This is a genomic window from Flavobacterium sp. B114r (genome assembly GCF_056824125.1).
This window is the reverse complement of sequence record NZ_CP124858.1, coordinates 4471429-4492190: the sequence shown is the minus strand read 5'-3', so window position 1 is coordinate 4492190 and position 20762 is coordinate 4471429. Positions and strand designations below refer to the sequence as shown.

15 protein-coding genes are annotated in these 20762 nt (G+C 36.4%); 9 read left to right on the top strand and 6 right to left on the bottom strand.

Features of this window, described 5'->3' with window-relative positions:
* Positions 1 to 2 precede the first annotated feature (2 nt).
* The 6 genes from QLQ94_RS18865 (at position 3) to QLQ94_RS18840 (ending at position 10945) form a co-directional block, all read left to right on the top strand.
* Positions 3 to 1604 (top strand): RagB/SusD family nutrient uptake outer membrane protein, encoded by a 1602-nt coding sequence (locus QLQ94_RS18865; protein WP_271335921.1) that lies wholly within the window; start codon positions 3 to 5, stop codon positions 1602 to 1604.
* A 1-nt stretch (position 1605) separates the two neighbouring features.
* Positions 1606 to 3243 carry a glycoside hydrolase gene (locus tag QLQ94_RS18860; protein ID WP_482498147.1) on the top strand — a complete coding sequence of 546 codons (1638 nt, stop codon included), beginning with the start codon at positions 1606 to 1608 and terminating at the stop codon, positions 3241 to 3243.
* 119 nt (positions 3244 to 3362) lie between these two features.
* The gene (locus tag QLQ94_RS18855) at positions 3363 to 4949 is read left to right on the top strand and encodes a glycoside hydrolase (RefSeq protein ID WP_271335923.1); all 1587 of its coding nucleotides are present in this window, start codon (positions 3363 to 3365) and stop codon (positions 4947 to 4949) included.
* Positions 4950 to 5047: 98 nt separating this feature from the next.
* Complete coding sequence (locus QLQ94_RS18850; RefSeq protein WP_271335924.1) at positions 5048 to 7468, top strand: glycoside hydrolase family 2 TIM barrel-domain containing protein; 2421 nt, start codon at positions 5048 to 5050, stop codon at positions 7466 to 7468.
* 172 nt (positions 7469 to 7640) lie between these two features.
* Complete coding sequence (locus QLQ94_RS18845) at positions 7641 to 9011, top strand: glycoside hydrolase family 27 protein (protein ID WP_482498145.1); 1371 nt, start codon at positions 7641 to 7643, stop codon at positions 9009 to 9011.
* Positions 9011 to 10945 carry a glycoside hydrolase family 43 protein gene (locus QLQ94_RS18840; protein ID WP_271335926.1) on the top strand — a complete coding sequence of 645 codons (1935 nt, stop codon included), beginning with the start codon at positions 9011 to 9013 and terminating at the stop codon, positions 10943 to 10945. Before QLQ94_RS18845 ends, QLQ94_RS18840 begins: the two co-directional genes overlap by 1 nt.
* Positions 10946 to 11017: 72 nt before the next feature.
* On the opposite strand, the gene QLQ94_RS18835 is transcribed toward QLQ94_RS18840, so the two are convergent.
* A complete protein-coding gene (locus QLQ94_RS18835) occupies positions 11018 to 11350 on the bottom strand; it encodes a YegP family protein (protein ID WP_271335927.1) in 333 nt (110 codons plus the stop codon).
* A gap of 249 nt (positions 11351 to 11599) precedes the next feature.
* Here QLQ94_RS18835 and QLQ94_RS18830 point away from each other — a divergent pair, with 249 nt between their 5' ends.
* Complete coding sequence (locus QLQ94_RS18830; protein ID WP_271335928.1) at positions 11600 to 12085, top strand: copper resistance protein NlpE; 486 nt, start codon at positions 11600 to 11602, stop codon at positions 12083 to 12085.
* 245 nt (positions 12086 to 12330) lie between these two features.
* Complete coding sequence (locus tag QLQ94_RS18825) at positions 12331 to 12783, top strand: Hsp20/alpha crystallin family protein (protein ID WP_271335929.1); 453 nt, start codon at positions 12331 to 12333, stop codon at positions 12781 to 12783.
* A 90-nt stretch (positions 12784 to 12873) separates the two neighbouring features.
* Here QLQ94_RS18825 and QLQ94_RS18820 read toward each other — a convergent pair whose 3' ends face one another.
* A complete protein-coding gene (locus tag QLQ94_RS18820; RefSeq protein WP_427402478.1) occupies positions 12874 to 13629 on the bottom strand; it encodes a DUF1349 domain-containing protein in 756 nt (251 codons plus the stop codon).
* A gap of 104 nt (positions 13630 to 13733) precedes the next feature.
* Between QLQ94_RS18820 and QLQ94_RS18815 the strand changes: the two genes are divergently transcribed.
* Positions 13734 to 14507, top strand: coding sequence for a response regulator transcription factor (locus QLQ94_RS18815; protein WP_271335931.1), 774 nt, complete (start codon positions 13734 to 13736; stop codon positions 14505 to 14507).
* A gap of 86 nt (positions 14508 to 14593) precedes the next feature.
* On the opposite strand, the gene QLQ94_RS18810 is transcribed toward QLQ94_RS18815, so the two are convergent.
* The 4 genes from QLQ94_RS18810 to QLQ94_RS18795 form a co-directional block, all read right to left on the bottom strand.
* The gene (locus QLQ94_RS18810) at positions 14594 to 15157 is read right to left on the bottom strand and encodes a DUF2911 domain-containing protein (protein WP_271335932.1); all 564 of its coding nucleotides are present in this window, start codon (positions 15155 to 15157) and stop codon (positions 14594 to 14596) included.
* A 107-nt stretch (positions 15158 to 15264) separates the two neighbouring features.
* A complete protein-coding gene (locus QLQ94_RS18805; RefSeq protein WP_427402477.1) occupies positions 15265 to 17073 on the bottom strand; it encodes a glycoside hydrolase family 2 protein in 1809 nt (602 codons plus the stop codon).
* 40 nt (positions 17074 to 17113) lie between these two features.
* A complete protein-coding gene (locus QLQ94_RS18800; RefSeq protein ID WP_482498142.1) occupies positions 17114 to 18001 on the bottom strand; it encodes a T9SS type A sorting domain-containing protein in 888 nt (295 codons plus the stop codon).
* 285 nt (positions 18002 to 18286) lie between these two features.
* The gene (locus QLQ94_RS18795; protein WP_482498140.1) at positions 18287 to 20608 is read right to left on the bottom strand and encodes a glycoside hydrolase family 2 protein; all 2322 of its coding nucleotides are present in this window, start codon (positions 20606 to 20608) and stop codon (positions 18287 to 18289) included.
* Positions 20609 to 20762: the final 154 nt, after the last annotated feature.

The window sequence follows — 20762 nt, the reverse complement described above, 5'->3', positions numbered from 1 at the left end:
ACATGAAAAAAACGATATTATCAATACTAGCTTTTTCTCTAATTGCAGTTTCATGCAGTGATTTTATTGAAAAAGACCAAAGAGGAACTCAAACTTTAGAAAACTACTTTAAGACCGCACAGGAATGTGAAAACTATGCCAATGAATTAACACAAAGATTATTACTGGCAAAGGATTGGTATGCTTTGGTTGCACCAAGAGTGACCAACGAAATGTCTACCGATGATGCCTGGATGGGAAACACAGGACAGGATAATAGTGCACACAGACCAGCTTCGCAATATTTGATTACACCGGATAATATGGGAGATATGAACAGTATTTATACAGCGCATTATTACACCATTCAATCGGCAAATATTGGTTTAGAGAAAATGGCGGTTTCGCCAATTTCTGATGCTCAGAAAAATCAGTATATGGGCGAATCCTTATTTGTTCGTGCGTATTGTTATTATGAATTAGTGAACCTTTTTGGAGCGATTCCTTTGTATACAAAATCACTTGGAACCGCAGATTTAAAACTCCAACGCAGTCCTGCTGTAGAAGTTTACGCTCAAATTGAAGCTGATCTTAAAGAATCTGCTTCAAAATTAGAAAATACTCCCGTAGCAAGAAACGGAAGAATCAATAAATGGGCGGCTTATGCTTTATTGGCACGTGTTTCCTTATTTCAGGAAAAATGGGCAGAAGCCAGATTGTACTCCAACAAAGTAATTACAGAAGGGCCTTTTGCTTTAGAAACGGATTTCATTAATATCTGGAATGTGAACAATCATAACGGTGTTGAATCTATTTTAGAAGCGCAATCTTCATCTGTACAAGACAAAGATTTGGGAGCTGCTTTACCAACTTTGGCAGGGGCCAGAGGAGAAGACAAGAAAAATTTTCCAAGTAATGATACCAAGGATGTTCTTGATGGATGGGGATGGTGTATGCCAACCAGCGATCTTGAAAATGCCTACCTTTCTGAAAATGATATAATTCGCCGCAGAAGTACCATTACAAAATGGGGAGAAGCCGCTTACGGTGATGAGGTTTTAAACCCGACCCATAAATTCAGTTTAAATGATAATAAATCAGGACGTATTATTCGTAAATATTATATCCCTGTAGCTACGCGCCGTGCGTTAGATAAAAAAGACAATCATTTACCATTGAATATTCCGTTGATTCGTTTGGCAGAGATGTATTTAACTAGAGCAGAAGCAAGTTATCATACTGGAGCAGATGCTTTGGGAGATATCAATATTATCAGAGCCCGTGTAAAATTGGATCCTAAAACTGGATTATCAGGACCAACATTACTGCGACAAATCTACAAAGAACGTCGTCTGGAACTGGCTTTCGAAGGATTGCGTTTGTTTGACATCCGTCGTGAAAAAGATCCCAATACAGGAAGACCGGTTATCGAATCCTTAATGGGGCCTAACGGAACTTTTGTACAATACAATCTAAGTTCTACAGATCCTTATGAAACAACCAATTTAAGGGAACCTCAGGATAAAGGAATCAATTTTAATCCTGCAAAACACTTATTGTGGCCAATACCACAGTTAGAAATTGATTTAAGTGGAGGAGTAATAACTCAAAACCCTAATTATTAAAATGAGATTAATAAACAATAATAAAGTAAGTCTGCTATGTGCAGGCTTACTTTTAGCTAACTCATTTTTAGTAAGCTGTGATTCAGAAAACAACGGAAATTCAGATACTGAGAATACTACAGCTGAATTGAGTATTAATCTGGATGCCAATCTTCAAACGATGGAAAGCTTTGGCGCTTCTGATGCGTGGCAATGTAATTTTATTGGTAAAAATTGGCCTTCGGATAAAAAAAATAAAATCGCCGATTTACTATTCAGTAAGGAGCTTGATGCAGAAGGAAATCCAAAAGGAATTGGATTATCATTATGGCGTTTCAATCTTGGTTCAGGAAGTGCAGAACAAGGCGAAGCAAGTGATATTACAGATGAGTGGCGACGTACAGAATGTTTTACCACTGATGGAATTAGCTATAATATGAACAAACAAGCCGGTCAGGTTTGGTTTATGAAAGCAGCCAGAGAACGTGGTTTAGAGAAATTGCTGGCTTTCGCCAACAGTGCGCCGGTGTATTTAACACAAAACGGAAAAGCACATGCATCGATTAAAGAGTTTTATAATCTAAAAGATGGAAAATGGTCAGATTTAGCTGATTTCTGGACCACTTCTTTAGATAAACTAAAATCAGAGCAAGGTTTAACAATCGATTATGTATCTCCGTTTAATGAGCCACAATACGAATGGGACGGTTCAGGACAAGAGGGTTCGCCGGCAACCAATACTAATATCTACAGTTTTGTAAAAGTTTTATCTCCAAAATTACAGTCAAAAGGATTGAGTTCTGAGATTGTAGTAGGAGAAACAGCCGCTTACGAGCATTTATATAAAACCGTTTCAGGTAAAGAAAGCAGATCGAATCAAATCGATTATTTCTTTGGGGTAAATTCGGCTAAAAATATTGCAGGATTACCCAACGTAAAGAAAACCATTTCAGGACACAGCTATTGGCAGGCATGGCCTTTGACAGAATTGGTATATTCAAGACAATTGGCTGGAACAAAAACGCAATCAGTGGCAGGTTTAAGCCTTTGGTCATCAGAGTATTGTGTTTTAGAAACTCCGGGAACAACTGAATTACCGGGTGGAGCAGGTCCGGGAAGGGATCTTGGGATTCAGACCGCACTTTGGACTGCACGTATTATTAGCACTGACATTGCTGTTGGGGGAGTTTCGTCATGGCAATGGTGGACGGCGATTAGCCGTGGAGATTATAAAGACGGATTAATTCATGTTGATGACGGTTCAAGCAACGGAGCAGGAAATGCGGATTATTGCAAAAACGACGGTTATGTCAGAGATGCTAAAACACTTTGGGCTTTAGGAAACTTCTCGTTTTTCGTAAAACCAGGAATGGTAAGAGTTCAGGTTCCAAGCGTAGATAATGCCACTTCGGTGAATGGTGTAATGATAACTGCATACAAAGATGCCGCAACAAAAAAATTAGTAGTTGTAGCAGTTAACGTTGGCAAATCGGGAAAAGCCTATAAAATGAATCTTTCAGGTGGTGCTTTAACAGATAATAAACTAACGCCTTATACAACTTCTGACGCCTTGAGTTTGAAAAAAGGAACTGCTGTAGAGGCTACTAATTTTGAAATTCCGGCCAGGTCAATTGTGACTTATGTGGGGAGTTATAAATAAGAGTAAAAATTAACCGCAAGGACACAAAGAAAGACCGCAAAAGTTCGCAAAACTGATAATAAACTTTGCGAACCTTGCAAAAACTTAGCGCGCTAGCGGTTGAAAAACAAAAAGAATAAATGAGAAAAGTATACATCTCGCTTTTATTGGTCATGGGTTCGCTGTCATATGCACAGCGAACCGTAACCATTAGCACGGATAATGTAGTGCAAACCATGGATGGTTTTGGTGGTTCTGATGCCTGGAGATGCCAGTTTGTAGGTAAAAATTGGCCGGATCAAAAAAAGAATGCTATGGCAGATTTGCTTTTTAGTAAAGAAATTGACGCACAGGGAAATCCTAAAGGAATCGGGCTTTCGATCTGGAGATTTAATCTGGGATCAGGAAGCACAGAACAAGGCGAAAAAAGTAAAGTTTCAGACCAATGGAGAAGAAGTGAATCTTTTCTGCAAGCTGACGGAACTTACGATTTCAATAAACAAGAAGGACAAAGATGGTTTTTGCAAGCGGCGAAAAAACGTGGTGTCGAAAAATTCCTGATTTTTACCAATAGTCCGCCGGTTTATATGACCAGAAACGGATTATCATTTGCAAGTCAAAAGAATAAACTGAATCTAAAAGACGGTGCAATTCCAAAATTTACCGATTTTTTAGTTCAAAGTATTCAGGGTTTGGAAAAGAAAGAAGGAATTAAATTTGACTATATAAGTCCAATTAATGAACCACAATGGGAGTGGATGCCAAAAGACGGCGATACCAATAGCCAGGAAGGAACTCCGGCTACGAATCAGGAAATTTATGATTTGACCAAATCACTTTCAGGAAAACTCAAAGCCAATAAAATGAGTACAGAAATCGTCATTGCTGAAGCCGCCCAAATCGATTATTTATATGAAAATGTAAATAACGAAAACCGCGACAAGCAAATCGATTATTTCTTTGGAAAAACAAAAACAAACGTTTCAAAATTACCGAATGTAAAAACCGTTATTTTAGGACACAGTTATTTTACTACCTGGCCAATCGAGAAACAAGTTTTAAGCCGAAAATTAATTGCAGCGAACATTAAACAAAATCCGGGACTAAAATATTGGCAGTCTGAATATTGTATCTTAGAAAATCCCGGAGAAGCAGAGATTCCGGGAGGCTCAGGAGGAGGCAGGGATTTAGGAATGCAAACCGCTTTGTTTGTAGCACGTTTGATTCATAATGATATTGCCGTTGCCAATGCCGCTTCGTGGCAATGGTGGACATCGATCACCCGAGTAGATTATAAAGACGGTTTGATTTATCTCGACGATGGCAAAAGCAACGGAGGAACAGCGCCGGATTATGTGAAGAATGACGGTGAATTTCACGATTCAAAATTGCTTTGGGCTTTAGGAAATTATTCTTTGTTCGTACGTCCAGGAATGCTGAGAGTCGATATTCCCAACCAAAATGATCTTGAGGCTGCAAAAGATGTAATGTTAACCGCTTACAAAGATGTCGAAAACAAAAAGCTAATCGTAGTTGCCATAAATTGTGGGAAATCAGCCCAAAAATACAAGTTTGACTTATCGAAAGGAGTAATAAAAAATGATGTATTTACGCCTTATACAACTTCTGATACTTCAAATTTAAAAAGAGGAAATAGCCAGAAAATCGATAATCTCGAAATTCCCGCAAAATCGATAGTGACTTTTGTGGGGGAGATGGAGTATTAGTTTTCAGTCATAGTTCAAACTTGAAACTTGAAACTTGAAACAAAAAAATAACAACTAAAAAATAACAAAAGCTTAGCAACTTAGAACCTTAAAAAAAAATGTTTAAAAAAAAGATCTTACTACCCGTATTTCTCTTTTCGTGTTTGTCTGCATTCAGTCAGATCTCGTTTGGAGATTCAAAGAAAATCAATAACAACTGGAAGTTCAATCTTCAGGATACTCCGGAGGCTCAAAAACAAGCTTACGACGATAGCAAATGGCAATCAGTAAGTGTACCGCATGACTGGAGCGTAAAAGGACAATTGAGCCCAACTTTGGCAAGTTGTACCGGTTACTTGCCCGGCGGAATTGGCTGGTACCGCAAATCGGTTACGATTCCTCAAAATAAAACAGGCGAAAAAGTATATTTATATTTTGAAGGAGTGTACAACAGAAGCGAAGTTTTTATCAACGGGCATTCATTAGGGAAACGTCCAAATGGTTATATTTCTTTTGCTTATGATGCCACGCCGTATGTAAAATATGGTGGAGAAAACACCATTTCGGTTCGTGTAGATCACAGTCAGAGTGCTGATTCAAGATGGTACACAGGATCAGGAATTTATCGTGATGTCTGGTTGGTATATTCAAATCCGGTTCATATTGCACAATGGGGAGTTTATGCCTATCCTGAAGTAAAAAAAGGAAGAGGAACGTTGAATGTGGAGGTTGAGGTAGAAAATGGTTCAGCTGTAAAATCAACTCTTACCGTTATCAATGAACTGATCTCAAAAGACGGAAAATCTGTTGAAAAATCTTCTACTAAAGTAGACGTTGCTGCGAACAAAAACGAAAAAATCTCGACTAAAATAAATGTAAAAGATCCACAATTATGGGATTTAGAAAATCCGAATTTATATCAGCTTAAAACAACTGTTTTCAAAGACGGAAAACTAATAGATGAAACGGTTACGAAAACAGGTTTCAGAGATTTCAAATTCGATTCCAACAATGGTTTTGCATTAAACGGAAAATGGATGAAGATGAAAGGGGTTTGTTTACACCATGACGCAGGAGTTTTAGGATCTGCAGTACCAAGAGAAGTTTGGGAAACAAGATTGAAAACACTAAAAGAAATAGGTGTAAATGCCATTCGTACGAGCCACAATCCGCAAGCCCCGGTTTTCTACGAACTTTGCGATGAGTTAGGATTATTGGTTTTAAACGAAGCTTATGATGAATGGGAATTCCCAAAACGTAAATGGCTGGAAGGCTGGAATTACGGAACTCCGGGATTCGAAGGCACGTTTGATATTTTTGCAGACTACGGCGAAAAAGATCTTGAAGATTTTGTGCGCCGTGACAGAAACCATCTTTCGGTTTTTGCATGGAGTATTGGTAATGAAGTAGATTATCCAAATGATCCGTATTCTCATCCGGTTCTGGACAAAGGAAAAGAAGGTTTTGGACAAGCGGCTTATGGCGGTTATAAAAAAGATGCTCCGGATGCGATGCGTCTTGGAGTAATTGCAAAACGTTTGGTTGCTGCAGTAAAAAAATACGATGAATCACGTCCAACAACTGCAGGCTTAGCGGGTGTTGCGATGTCGAACGAAACAGAATATCCAGGAGTTTTAGACATTACAGGATACAATTATACCGAAAGTAAATACCAATCAGATCACGAAAAATATCCAAACAGAGTTATTTTTGGAAGTGAAAATGTGCACGATATGGAACCTTGGTTGGCGGTAAAAAACAACAAACATATCTTCGGTCAATTCTTATGGACAGGGATCGATTATTTAGGAGAATCAGGAAGATGGCCTTCAAGAGGATTTTATTCAGGATTGGTTGATTTTGCGGGAGTAATCAAACCTAGAGGATATTTCCGTCAGTCACTTTGGTCAGATAAACCAATGACTTATGTCGGAACTTATCCATTAAAAGATGTAAAAGATATTTCTAAAGATGCATGGGCCATCTGGAATTATACTCAAGGTGAAAAAATCCGAGTAGTAGTGTATACCAATGCAGCAAAAGCCCGTTTAGAATTAAACGGAAAAGTAGTTGGTGAGACAAAAGCATACGACCAAAAAACAGGAATTATCTATTGGGATATTCCATTTGCTGCAGGAAAATTGGAAGCGGTTGGTTTAAGCAAAGATGATAAGGAAGTAAGCAGATATTCGATTACAACAACTCAACAACCTGTTGAATTGGCAATTGCAGATAAAAACATCATCATTACAAAAGACAAAGGAGTTGCTAAAATCATGGTTCAGGTTCAGGATCAAAATGGTTTGCCGGTAATGCTTTCAGACAATGAAGTAACGTGTACTATCACCGGTCCCGGAGTTTTATTAGGACTGGAAGCTGGAAACAACAGCGATATGACGGATTATACTGATAACGTTCAGAGAGTGTATCACGGTCATATTGCAGCCTATATTCAGGCAACCGGAGAAGCGCAGCCGATAAAAGTAACGTTTACAAGTCAATGGTTAAAACCGGTTGAGGTTACGATAAATGTAAAATAAGAAAATGGGAACCGAAGACCTAACAGGTTTTTAAAACCTGTTAGGTCTAATCAATGCAATGTTATAAATAATTAATCTGTTCACATTTTTTGTTAAGCGACAGGTTAATTGTATATACCATTCAAAAGTTTATTATATTTAAAATGTAGTATTCACATTTATTCAGATTGACATGAAAATAAAAAATACAATTGCGCTTGCGATAGGAGTTGTTTTAGTATCGGTTTCAACCCAGGCACAAACGACAACATTCAAAAAAGGCGAATTCAAACAATGGGCACAAACGCCTCCAATGGGTTGGAATAGCTGGGATTGTTATGGTTCGACTGTCGAAGAACACGAAGTAAAAGCCAATGCCGATTATATGGTAAAAAACCTAAAAAAGTTTGGTTGGGAATATGTTGTGGTTGACATCAGATGGTTTGTAGAAAATGACAAAGCAGGAGGATACAACCAGAAAGATCCGCGTTATGTAATGGATCAGTACGGAAGATATCTACCTGCGCTAAATCGTTTTCCATCAGCAAAAGACGGACAAGGATTTAAACCTTTAGCAGATTATATTCACAAGAAAGGATTGAAATTCGGAATTCACATCATGCGTGGAATCCCTAAAAAAGCGGTTGAAGACAAATTGCCAATAAAAGGAGCAAACGGAATCACAGCGGATCAAATCTATACGACAGCCTTGCAGTGCGAATGGTTAAGAGACAATTATACTATTGTAGCCGATAAACCCGGAGCACAGGAATATTATGATTCATTATTTGAATTATATGCACAATGGGGCGTAGATTTTATCAAGATTGATGATTTATCAAGACCATATCACGAAGGAGAAATCAACTTAATCAGAAATGCGATTGACAAATGCGGACGTAAAATCGTACTGAGCACATCACCGGGAGAAACGCCTATAGAAGCCGCTGCGCACGTAACAAATCATGCAAACATGTGGCGTATGGTTGATGATGTTTGGGACACTTGGCCACACATTACACATTTGATGAGTGTTGCTCAAAAATGGTACCCTTATATTGCACCCGGAGCATGGCCGGACTGTGATATGATTCCGTTAGGGCGTATCTCGTTAAGAGGAGAACGTGGAGAAGACAGAATGTCCCGTTTGACCAAAGATGAACAATATACACTGATTACTTTCTTCAATATCTTTAAGTCTCCTTTGTTTTTTGGTGGAGATTTACCAAGCAACGATGCTTTTACCTTATCATTATTAACCAATAAAGAAGTGGTAAAAATGCACAAAGAAAGTACAGATGTACAACAGCTTTTTCAGAAAGATGGAAAAATTGCCGTGATCTCAAAAAATCTTAAAGACGGCAGTGTTTATTTGGCATTATTCAATATCTCAGATACTGCAACAGAAAATATTTCAGTAAATCTTTCTGACCTTGGAATTTCGGGTTCGGTTCAGGTTTCTAATATATGGACGGGTGAAAAATCAAATATTGCGTCGGCAGCGATTTCAGCAACACTTAAACCGCACAGTTCAGTTTTATACCAATTAAAAAGTAAAAAATAATGAAAAAAATACAGTTTAGCCTCGGATTATTTTTAGTGTTTTTTACTTTATTACAAGCGCAGAATACACCAAAAGGAACACCGCCTGCTATTGCAGATAAAGATTTAACCGCTTACTTGTTCGTTTATTTTACAGGAAATAATGTCGAAGAAGAAGCAGTACATTACGCCGTTAGTGCTGATGGATATCATTATTATCACCTGAACAATAATAAACCTGTTATTGATAGTAAAACGATCAGCTCAACGGGAGGCGTTCGTGATCCTCATATTTTACGTGGCGATGATGGTAAAACTTTTTATATGGTTTTAACTGATATGACTTCGTCAAAAGGCTGGGACAGTAATCGAGCCATGATTTTACTAAAAAGTACAGATCTTGTCAATTGGGAGAGTAGTTTGGTTAACATTCAAACGGCTTTTACGGGAAATGAAAATTTAAAACGAGTTTGGGCACCACAAACCATTTATGATGCAAAAGCAGGAAAGTATCTTGTCTACTTTAGTTTGCAATATGCCGGAGGTCCGGATAAAATTTATTACGCTTATGCAAATAAGGATTTCACAGCATTAGAAAGTGCTCCGAAACTTTTATTTGTACCAAAGTCTGAAAGAGCGTGTATTGACGGAGATATTATTGAAAAAGATGGAGTATATCATCTTTTCTATAAAACCGAAACGGAGAAAGCAGGAATAAAAGTAGCCACAACAACGGATCTAACATCTGGAAAATGGGTTGAAAATGACAATTACCTGCAACAAACAAAAGATGGAGTTGAAGGTTCAAGTGTTTTTAAACTCAATAACTCTGATGATTATATTTTAATGTATGATGTCTATACAAAAGGAAAATATCAGTTTACAAAAACGAAGGATCTTGAAAATTTTACGGTAATTGACAACGATATTTCAATGGATTTTAATCCGCGTCACGGAACAATTTTGCCAATTACCAGATCTGAATTAAAAAAGCTTACTGCGAAATGGAGAATGCCTGAAAAATTTCCAAAATTAAATAATAATCCGGTTTTAGAAGGTTATTATGCAGATCCTGAGATTTTATATTCAAACAAAACGAAGAAATATTATATCTATCCAACAAGTGATGGATTTGATGGATGGTCGGGAAATTATTTCAAAACTTTCTCATCAGATAATTTAACAGATTGGAAAGACGAAGGAATTATCGTGGATCTTAGAAAAGATGTAAGCTGGGCCAATCGAAATGCCTGGGCACCTTGCATTACAGAGAAAAAAATAAAGGGAAAATACAAGTATTTTTATTATTTCACAGCAGCCCAAAAAGTTGGCGTTGCATCATCTGATAATCCAACCGGACCTTTTACAGACAGCGGAAAAGCTTTGGTAAACACCAGGCCTGAAGGGATAAAAGACGGTCAGGAAATTGACCCGGATGTTTTTACAGATCCTAAAACAGGAAAAAGTTATTTGTATTGGGGCAATATGTACATGGCTGTAGCCGAATTGAACCCTGATATGGTTTCGATCAAAAAAGGAAGTACAAAAGTGATCAAAGTAGATAAGACATATCGCGAAGGAACATATGTACTATATAGAAACGGGCAATACTATTTTTTATGGAGTGAAGACGATACCAGAAGCCCAAATTATAAAGTGAGATACGGAATTTCGAAATCGCCTTTGGGACCAATTGAGATTCCGGAAAACAATATCGTCATACAAGGAAATTCAGCTGAGGGTATTTATGCAACAGGACATAACTCAGTTTTGCAATTACCCAATAAAGACGAATGGTATATTGTTTACCATCGATTTTCCTACCCAACGGGAATAAAAATGGGTGATGCCGGAGGTTTTCATCGTGAAGTTTGCATAGACAAACTAGAGTTTAATCAGGATGGAACTATAAAACAAGTGGTTCCGACACATACTGGAGTGAATGCAATAAAATAATTGATTTTGGTCAATAAAAGTAAGGGCTGTTTCTATTCAAAGAAACAGCCCTTTTTTATGCTATAACTTTATTTATACTGTCTGATCGTCTGTAGTGGCATCAGGTGCATTTTTCTTTACAGATTCAATTCCGTTTTCTCTTGCCGAAACACTTTCATACATTTCGCTTGAGCCAATAATCTGACCATTGCTGGCTTTTAAATTAAAATACGGTTTTCCGTTTTTAGCTTCTTTTCTGTCAAAACGACCATCATCCTGAGAGTTGGTTTTTACAGAATCGATTCCGTTTGTACAAGCTGCTTTTGTAGTATAACCTTCGCTGGTTAAAATGGTTTGGCCATTACCTGCTTTCAAATTAAATTGGAATTCGCCATTGGTTCTTTTAGTAATTACAAATTTTCCCATGTAGTTTTATTTTAGTTAATTATAATTTATTTTGCTACAGATAAAAATACAAAACTTCATCATATAAATCATACAGTTTAATGAAATAATGAACTGCTAACCAGATAAGAAAAGGAGATAAGGCACGAAGTACATTTGATTTTGGATTTTGTTTATTTACTTTTATTTTAAATATAAGTATGAAAGAAAAGTTAAAGAGAAGAATTAATACAGGAATATTCTTATATTTATGTTCTAACAGTTTATATCATGAAAAATTTAATATTAGCATTCCTTGTTGCTTTTCAGTTATTATCTTGTAATTCAAAACAAAAGGAAGAAACTCCTGAGCATTCCGCCAATGTTGTAGATAATGATACTACAAATGACGAGAGTAAGGATGAAGTTGCTGTGTACGAAGGATTGTTGCCATGTGCTGATTGCGAGGGAATTGAAACAGTATTAAAAATTTATAGAGGAGATGGTACGATGGAAAGCCATAAATTTGAGTTGTCGACTATTTATAAAGGAAAAGCACCTGAAAAAAAATTAGAAAAAAAAGGCAATTTCAATCTCGAAAGAGGATTAGGAAATGATCCTGACGGAACGATTTATGTGCTGAATTACGATAAACCCCAATCAGAACAAATTTTTTATGGTTACTCTGCTGATAATCCGGATAAGATTTTTTTGCTGAATAGTAAAAGGGAAAAAATAAAATCGAAGTTAGATTATTCATTATCATTAAATGAATAATAGAACTGCTTTTTTAATAAAGTAAAAAGAGTTAAAGTTTTTTAAGCTTTAACTCTTTTTTATACTAAAAATTGAAATATCTGTTTGGTAAATTGTGTTTATTAAAAATGACATTTTTTCATATTTACCTAATCCTTAGAGTGTTGTTTCTGAAGAAATGGCAGTTTTTTTGCTTTGGTATTTGTTTTGTAATAACGTTATCAGGAAAATTAATTTAATGTATAACTGTTTAAAAAGTAGAAATCATGCTTAGTATCAGAAAAAACGGGAACAATACCCCATCACTTCCTGGATTATTCGAAGATTTTTTGAACCGTGAGCTTTTTAATTGGGGAAACAGTAATTTTTCTTCCACAATTACAACCGTACCCTCTATAAATATCAAAGAAACAGATGATAATTACGAGGTTGAGGTTGCTGCTCCGGGACTTGATAAAAAAGACTTTAATGTCTCACTTGATAATAATTTGCTAACGATTTCCTGCACGAAATCAGTTAGTCAAGAAGATAAAGGGGAAAATAATAGCTACAATCGTCGTGAATTTAGTTATCAGTCTTTCCATAGAAGTTTTGAATTGCCAAATGTTGTGGATGAAGATTATATAAATGCCCACTATGAAAATGGGCTTTTAAATCTTACCATTCCTAAAAAGGAACAGGCAAAACAAAAAGAACCAAAATTGATTGAAATAAAGTGATACATTTCAATTTAAATTTTGATGTTTATTAATTTGTTTTATTTAATGTTAGGGGCTGTCTATTTTTAGACAGCCTCTTTTTTATTGGAACTAATTTCCCATTCGAAAATCGGTAACACTTTTTTGGTCCAGAGTAATTTCTTCAAAAATACTTTGACTTCCTTTGTCTACAGGACATTGTGTACTAATTCCCATCCAGATCGTTGCAGGATAGTTGTTTTTATACAAGCGAACCATTTGCCAGTTTTTTTTATCCAGAGAATAATAACTTGCTACAGTACGGGTATCGGAGGATATTTTCATATAGATCGTTGGTTTTTTGACAACATCATGATTGTTATCGTCAGATGTTCCAATCGTACGAACCGTTACAACACGATGATTGCCGCGCTCGTCCTGCTCAAAACAGAATTTCTGATAAAAATTGTCATTCACATAAATATATAAAACACCGGCATTGTACAATCCTTTCTCTGTAAATTCAGGTGTTACTTTAGATATTAAAGTAAAAGGTTTTGTATTATCCACTTTCGACAGTAGGATAGGAGCGCTATTATTGGATAGTTCACCGTTGGGATCAGAAAAATAATCTTTCTTTTCGCCAGCGCGAAATACTACTTTACCATTAGCATCTGCTTTTGCAAGCGTATCTGCACCATTTACTGCTTTTGTAAAATGAATATTAGGAAGTTTAATATCGCAAGGACTGCCATTGACAAAGGCAGAATCTACTTTTGTACTGTTTTGTGAAGTTGGTGATACTGCTTCTTTTTGGTTATTGTTCCCGCAGCTAGGAAACAAAGTTAATCCTGATAAAATGCAGAGACCATAAAATTTTGATTTCATAAAAGGCTTTTTTTTAATAGAAAAATTATATTTTTAGTTTATCAAAAATACTACTGCTTTCCAAAAGCCGCAATACGTAAAATTAACCATTTTAAGTTCCATTTATGTCAAATGTATCCGTCGGGAATCAATTATCAGCTACTTTATTAGAACAAACATTTTCGATCGAAGAATGCGATGATATAGAAAAATTCAAACAATTAGTAGCAGGTTATGTGAGCCTTGATCAGTGTGTGGCAGTATTGTCTGATTTTCAGGCAGATTGCAGTTATATTTATGCAGGTAATTTCGGAAAAGTATTTGGATTGCCTTCTGAAAACTCTGTTATCGATTCTGCTTTTGAAGAGTGTATTTTTACCAAAATTAATCCGTATGATTTAATTGAACGTCACATTTTAGAATTAAATTATTTTCAATACCTCAAAAGTCTGCCTTTTCAGGACAGTCATAAATATAGTACATCAAGCAGGATACGAACTCAAAATACAATCGAGAATTGTGCTTATATCAACCACCGCACAATTTACCTGAAAAGTTTCAGCAACGGGAGCATCTGGCTGGCCTTATGTCTCTATGCCCCGTCAGCAGACACTCAGCCACGCTTGGGAATTGATGGCAAAATAGTAAACATTGAAACCGGTGACGTTATTGCAATCGAAAAATACAAGCATTATGAGCAAACATTACTCACTAAAAGAGAACTTGAAATCCTGAGGCTTGTTGCCAAAGGAAGTAACAGCGAACAAATTGCAGCACAGCTGAATATTTCAGTTTATACCGTGCGCCGTCACAGGCAAAATATAATAGAGAAAATGAAAGTGGCCAACACTACCGAAGCGGTAAAAACGGCAATGGTAATGGGAATTATTTCTATTTAAGGAAATATCTTTTTTAATTGACCAATAAAAAAAGAGACACTAATTTGATTAAGTGTCTCTTGGTATGTATGTTTTATGCTAAACAATTATTTAATTGTGATCGGAACTTCAACTGTTGTTTTATCCCATCCAATTACAAGATTTGTAACAGATCCCTGAGTTGTAAAAGCAATTGATAATGCTTCGATTACTGTTGAAACTGGTTTTACAGGAACTGAAACTCTCAAAAGATCTTTAGTTTCATCGTAGGCATAATTTCCCCATAAATCAAGTTCTTTATTGATAATGATTGTCCATTTGTCTTTTTCAGGAATAGCAAACAAGCTATAGGTTCCAGCCGGAACTTTTTTACCATCAATCGTAACTGCTTTGTAGAATTTGATTTCAGTATTTTCATTGGCACCAACTCTCCAAACTTCACCAAACTTAATTAAGTCACCAAAAATAGTACGCCCTTTTACAGAAGGTCTTGCATAAATAACTTTGATAACAGGATTTGGAGCATCGGTTTTTTTGAACTTTACTGCCTTGTTTGGGAAATAAGAAATATCAACCGGACTTGCATCAAGTGGAGCAAATTTTACCACATCCTGAGCTTGAACTGTAAAGGCAGCAAATAAAGTAACTACCAGTAAACTTAATTTTTTCATATGATTACAATTTTTAGAATAACTACAAAGTAAGTTAATAATGAATAAAAATCATACCATTGCACTTTGTTTTTTGTTAATGAATTGCTAACAGTTCTTAATTTTTATTATTCTTTTTTCTTCTTGGCATACCAATCCTGCATGATATAAAAAGCTTTCTTCTTATTACCATCGTTGGAGATCAGTCCTTTTCTGTTGTATCCGTCCTGAATTCCCGGAAGCAATCGTTTTGGAGATCTGAAATCTACCAGAATCCATGGGCTTAAACCGCTAAGATGAGGTATTTTTTCGATCATTTTCAGATTTTGAATATACAAGTATTCCTGATATTCCTCTGTCCATCGCTCGTTTTTTTCTCCGTGAAATCCTTGTTTGGCATCTCCGCCAAATTCAGAAACAATTACAGGTTTGTTATAAGGTGTATCCCAAAACGTCTTTTCGGCATTTTCTAAATTACCACCATACCAGCCTAAATATTGATTGAAAGCAATAATGTCAAGAGATTTTCCAATCTCGTCATCAATCATTCCAACTCCGTTTACATTGTGCGTCAATAACGCAGCACTAATTAATCGGGTATTGTCCAGTGATTTTGTATGTGTCACTAAATTTTTGATAAAAGTATTTCTGGCATCAGATATTGGAGTTTCATTTGCCATTGACCAGATAATAATGCAAGCTCTGTTTTTGTCTCTCGTTATGGCAGCTGTCAATTGATCCTGTGCATTTTGATATGTTTTTTCGTTGGTAAATTCAACTGTCCAGTACACCGGAATTTCTTCCCAAACCATTAATCCTAATTTATCGGCAAGTCTGATAATGTTTTCATTATGCGGGTAATGGGCCAAACGAACATAATTGCAACCCAATTCCTGAGCCCAGCTTAATAAGCGCAAAGCATCTTCCTCAGAATTGGCACGTCCGCCTTTTGCATTTTCTTCATGAATCGAAATACCGCGTAAAAAGATTTGTTTACCATTCAATAGAATTTTGTCTCCTTGTGTTTCAATTGTTCTAAAACCAATATTATCCTTTAGTTTTTGTCCGTTATAATCAATTATAACTTCATATAATTTTGGATTTTCCGAAGACCATAAGGAAATTTTCTTAGACGGAATTTCAAAATTTACAGTTCCGTCCGCACCAGCTTTTCCTTTGTAATTGATTTTCAATTCAGGAATAGAAACCGTTACCTGATTTTGCGTCGAATTAAAATTATTGATTTTTACGAAACCTGAAATCAAAGCGGTATTTCCTTTTTTAAGCTGAATGTTGTAATCTTCAACAAACGATCCGTTTTCCTCGATAAGAGTTACATCACGCGTGATTCCGCCGTAATTCCACCAGTCGGTATTAATTGTTGGCACATCTTCTTTATGACGGGTATTATCCACTTTAATAACCAGATAATTGTCTTTTGGTTTTACTATTGAAGTTACTTCATAATTAAATGGGGTAAAACCACCTTCGTGAGTTCCTAATTTTTTACCGTTTAAATAAACATCTGCTTTATAATTAATCGCGCCAAAATAGACAAAAAGACGTTTTTTATCCTTCAAATCATAATCAAATGATTTCTTGAACCAAATATTTCCCTCGTAATACTTTAGTTCCGGAACCTGCGAATTCCAGTCGCCAGGAATATTTATTTTAGGCGATTTATCAAAATCATATTCTACCAATTCCTGTTTGTTTACGGCATGATAATTATTGAAAAAAGCACCAGTCGATGGTTTTTCTTGTTTGTCATACTGATCAAGATGAAAGCTGTAGAAGCCCGTTTGATAAGGATCAATAATATAATTCCAAACGCCGTTTAAAGAAGTTGTCGTTCGGTTTGGAACATTTGAAATCAGGTTTTGTGCCTGCCCGATAAAGACAGTTGTTAATAGTAAAAGAGTAATTAATTTTTTCATTGGGTAAATTTTATTTTTTAATATTTTTATGCTTTCAGACCTACTTGTTTTTTTTAGATGAGGCAGCTAATTCCTGTATACTAAAATCCGAAAACCGGATGGTTTCGTCTCTCATATTGGAGATATCTTTCAAACTGCGGTAAATTCCCCATTTAGGTCTTATAAAAGAATTTGCTGTATAGGCAGTTCCCGTTTTCGAAGTATAGGCAGAACGAATCGTTTGAATATCAGAATTGCTATACTCCAATAAAACAGCCCCGTCGCTCACTTTTTTTATGGTTATTGCATATGTTCCTTGCAGACCAACTGTAATAGTTTCTGTAGCTTCAACCCAGACGCCTTCAAAAAGAGACATATCTATAGCTTGATATTTTATCATTTCTGTGGCTTGGTCTTTTACATAAATGAGTTCTAATTTGCTTGAACCATTTGGCATTTTTCTCAAAGTTAGCGTAAACAAAGGATTGCCTTCATCGCCATCTACCGCTTTAATCTGATGAATATGAGTAAAAGCCGAAGTAGGTTTAAATCCTACAGGCACTTTAAAACGCCATTTGTATTGTACTGTTTCGCCCCTTGTTCCCTTTAGATTATCAGGAGAAGGTTCGAATGATTTTATTTCGACACGTTGCCTGTCCGTCTTGCCCTTTACGGGTTCATTGTCGGGAGGTGTGTTGCTCACATGAAGGTTAAATTCGAAAACGTATTTTTTTAGATCGTTATCGAAAACTTCCGTAATATGGCGTCCAAAACTTGGGTGAATAGCATCCGGAGCTTCTACGGCACCGTTTTTTGTTCCTGGTGCTAATGCATTTGTAATTAATTCGTAAGTTCCAACTCCATCAGGACCGTCAGCATTTAGGGTTATTTGTGCGTTGCATGTAAAACTAGCCAATACAGCAATTCCGTAGAAGATGGTATTTTTCATAATTTATAATCTTTATTATTTCGTAGATTTATTCTCATTTTTGTCCTTTCTACGAAGGAGACCCGAGTGATAGCGAATAGGTGAAGCAAATCACACTAGAAATTCCGCAAACTATGTCGCCAATCTTTGTAGAGTTACAAGTGTGATCCTTCGTTCGTCAGGATGACAAGATTGTATATAAATTTTGCGCCTTTGCGCGATTAATCCCATCCGAGCATAAAATAATAAACCTTTGCGTTCCTTGCGTAAACCCTTGCGAACTTAGCGGTTAAACCGTTAAGCAAATCAATTCGCTATTTTCAAATACTCTCCTTTAAAACTCTGATTCAATGCTGTCATTTCAATTGGAATCCCGGGTCCGTCGGGTACTACTTCGATAGAAGCTTTACCGTTTGCCATTTTTATTGATTCGCTTCCCGTTGGAGTTCCCTGACTTTTCATGGTTTTTCCACCTTTTAAACATTGAAAATAAACACTTTCCTCATAATCTAAACAACGCAAATTATTATTATCAATTGCAATTGCAGTTACTAAATAATTACCGTTTTTTAATTTTTCAGATGACAATTGTAAAGATGTTGCCGTGTCATTTTTATTAAAGCGATAATTCACTTTTATAGTATCAGATACTTTTGTACCATTTTTGGTTTCTCCAATAGCAATCAGGATATTTTCACCTTTTAAGAAATTAACATCCCAAGTTAAGCCATTTGCAGGATATAAAGAAAGATTTCTTTGTTTTTGTCCCAACGATTTCCCCTGATGAAATAAAGTTACTTTGTCGCAATTACTGAAAACGCTCAATGTTCTTGGTGTATTTTCAGGTCCCTGACGTTCAGTCCAGGTATGTGATTCGATGTAAGTAAAAGGTTCATTGCTCCAATAACTTTTAAAAACATAATACGCATCTTTTGGATTCCCGTTACGATCTACAAGACCTTTTTGATTCATATACGGGATATCATCTTCAGGACGTAACGGTGTTGCAAAATCCTTAAATGCCCATTGTACATTACCCACGAACATTGGATCATTCTCGGATATATGCAAATGCCAGTCGAATAAATCAACAATATAATTCTCACTCCAATCGCCAATCTGAGCAATATTTGCCACTTTGGTTTGCACAATGGCTTCTTCCCAACCTTCGGCTTTTATGATGTTCTCGCCCGTAATCGGGTTTTCACTGTGACGTCCCACATGACTGTCTCCACCATATTCCGCATGAATAAAATGTTTGTATTCTTTTTTGTAAACGTCAATTGCTTTTTGGTAGTTTTTGTAACTTCCTGAATACCAACCTGACCAGATAGAAGGGGAGAAGACATCGACAATTTGTGAGCCTTCGTAATATTTTCTGATTGCCGTTTTTCGCGTTGGATCCATTTTATGGGCAATGTCGTTCAACTCAGTCAGGAAGACATTTGTTTTTTCAGTATTGTCTCCATCAGGAAAATCAGGTAACCAATTCATTTCATTACCCAAAGACCAGATAATGATACTTGGATGATTGTAGTTTTGATTGATGATTTCGGCCAGCATATTTTTGGTATTCGTTTGCCAGAGTTCACCACCAATGCCACCACGGCACCACGGCAATTCATCCCAAACCAGTAAACCCAATTCATCACAGGCTTTGTAGATTTCAGGATCTTGCGGATAATGCGCGAGACGCACAAAATTAGCGCCCATTTTTTTTATTGATTCCATATCGGCACGATGTTGTGCATTGCTCATCGCAGCACCAACTCCGGCGTGTTCTTCATGACGATGTGTACCGCGAATCAGTAATCGTTTTCCATTCAGATAAAAAGGGCCATGGTCTTTGAATTCAAACCATCTGAAACCTACTTTTTCGTTTACGCTGTCTCTGATTTGGTTTTTCTCAGATAAAAAAGCGGTCACTTTGTATAAATTTGGATTCTCAGTATCCCACAATTCAGGATTTTTCAGATTGTCAAATTTGATAGTGGTTGTTTTATCCAAAACCGGAACCGTTTTACTGGCAATCTTTTTTCCTTTTGGATTTTTAAGAACCACGGTTAACGATAAGGCCGCTGTATTATCAGGATTTACTGTTGAAGCTACAATATTTAAAGAAGCTTTTTTAGCCGAAACTTCAGGAGTTGTAATTTTTAGGTTCTCAATATGATTTTTGTATTTAGACATTAACCAGACATCGCGGGTTATTCCGCCATAAATAAAGAAATCACTTTTTTGAGATGGAATAACTTCAATGTCATAACTGTTATCCACGCGAACAAAAATGTCGTTACTTCCTTCTTTAATGAAATTCGTGATATCAATCGTAAAGCCAATGTAACCCCCAATATGTCCGCCGGCTTCTTTACCATTTACATATACTTTTGTGGTTACATTCGATCCCTCAAAGTACAAGTAATAACATTTGTTCTGATCTATTGGAGCGATGTTCAGCTTTTTTTGATACCAGCTTGCATCACGTCTGTAACCCGGATTGAGATCTGTTGCATCTTCCGCATTCCAGGTGTGTGGTAAATTTAATGGAGTCCAATTGGTAGCTTTTTGCGCTTCGCCAAGATTTGGTGTATGATTTTCCAGATACAGCCAATTTTCATTGATATTCATTTTTGTCTGAGCAAAACTGCTGCTCAGACAAATTTGAAAAAAAACAAAAAGAGCAAAAATAGAAAATGTAGTATTGTGGTACGGTCGATTCTTCATAGATTATTTTTTTTAAGGTTCAAAGTGGCAAAGGCTCAATGGTTTAAAGGCTGAAAAC

Coding starts and splice junctions, on each gene's coding strand:
- QLQ94_RS18850 (WP_271335924.1), top strand. CDS start 5,048: ATGTTTAAAAAAAAGATCTTACTACCCGTATTTCTCTTTTCGTGTTTG.
- QLQ94_RS18865 (WP_271335921.1), top strand. CDS start 3: ATGAAAAAAACGATATTATCAATACTAGCTTTTTCTCTAATTGCAGTT.
- QLQ94_RS18815 (WP_271335931.1), top strand. CDS start 13,734: ATGTCAAATGTATCCGTCGGGAATCAATTATCAGCTACTTTATTAGAA.
- QLQ94_RS18840 (WP_271335926.1), top strand. CDS start 9,011: ATGAAAAAAATACAGTTTAGCCTCGGATTATTTTTAGTGTTTTTTACT.
- QLQ94_RS18845 (WP_482498145.1), top strand. CDS start 7,641: ATGAAAATAAAAAATACAATTGCGCTTGCGATAGGAGTTGTTTTAGTA.
- QLQ94_RS18795 (WP_482498140.1), bottom strand. CDS start 20,608: ATGAATATCAATGAAAATTGGCTGTATCTGGAAAATCATACACCAAAT.
- QLQ94_RS18810 (WP_271335932.1), bottom strand. CDS start 15,157: ATGAAAAAATTAAGTTTACTGGTAGTTACTTTATTTGCTGCCTTTACA.
- QLQ94_RS18830 (WP_271335928.1), top strand. CDS start 11,600: ATGAAAAATTTAATATTAGCATTCCTTGTTGCTTTTCAGTTATTATCT.
- QLQ94_RS18855 (WP_271335923.1), top strand. CDS start 3,363: ATGAGAAAAGTATACATCTCGCTTTTATTGGTCATGGGTTCGCTGTCA.
- QLQ94_RS18820 (WP_427402478.1), bottom strand. CDS start 13,629: ATGAAATCAAAATTTTATGGTCTCTGCATTTTATCAGGATTAACTTTG.
- QLQ94_RS18835 (WP_271335927.1), bottom strand. CDS start 11,350: ATGGGAAAATTTGTAATTACTAAAAGAACCAATGGCGAATTCCAATTT.
- QLQ94_RS18800 (WP_482498142.1), bottom strand. CDS start 18,001: ATGAAAAATACCATCTTCTACGGAATTGCTGTATTGGCTAGTTTTACA.
- QLQ94_RS18805 (WP_427402477.1), bottom strand. CDS start 17,073: ATGAAAAAATTAATTACTCTTTTACTATTAACAACTGTCTTTATCGGG.
- QLQ94_RS18860 (WP_482498147.1), top strand. CDS start 1,606: ATGAGATTAATAAACAATAATAAAGTAAGTCTGCTATGTGCAGGCTTA.
- QLQ94_RS18825 (WP_271335929.1), top strand. CDS start 12,331: ATGCTTAGTATCAGAAAAAACGGGAACAATACCCCATCACTTCCTGGA.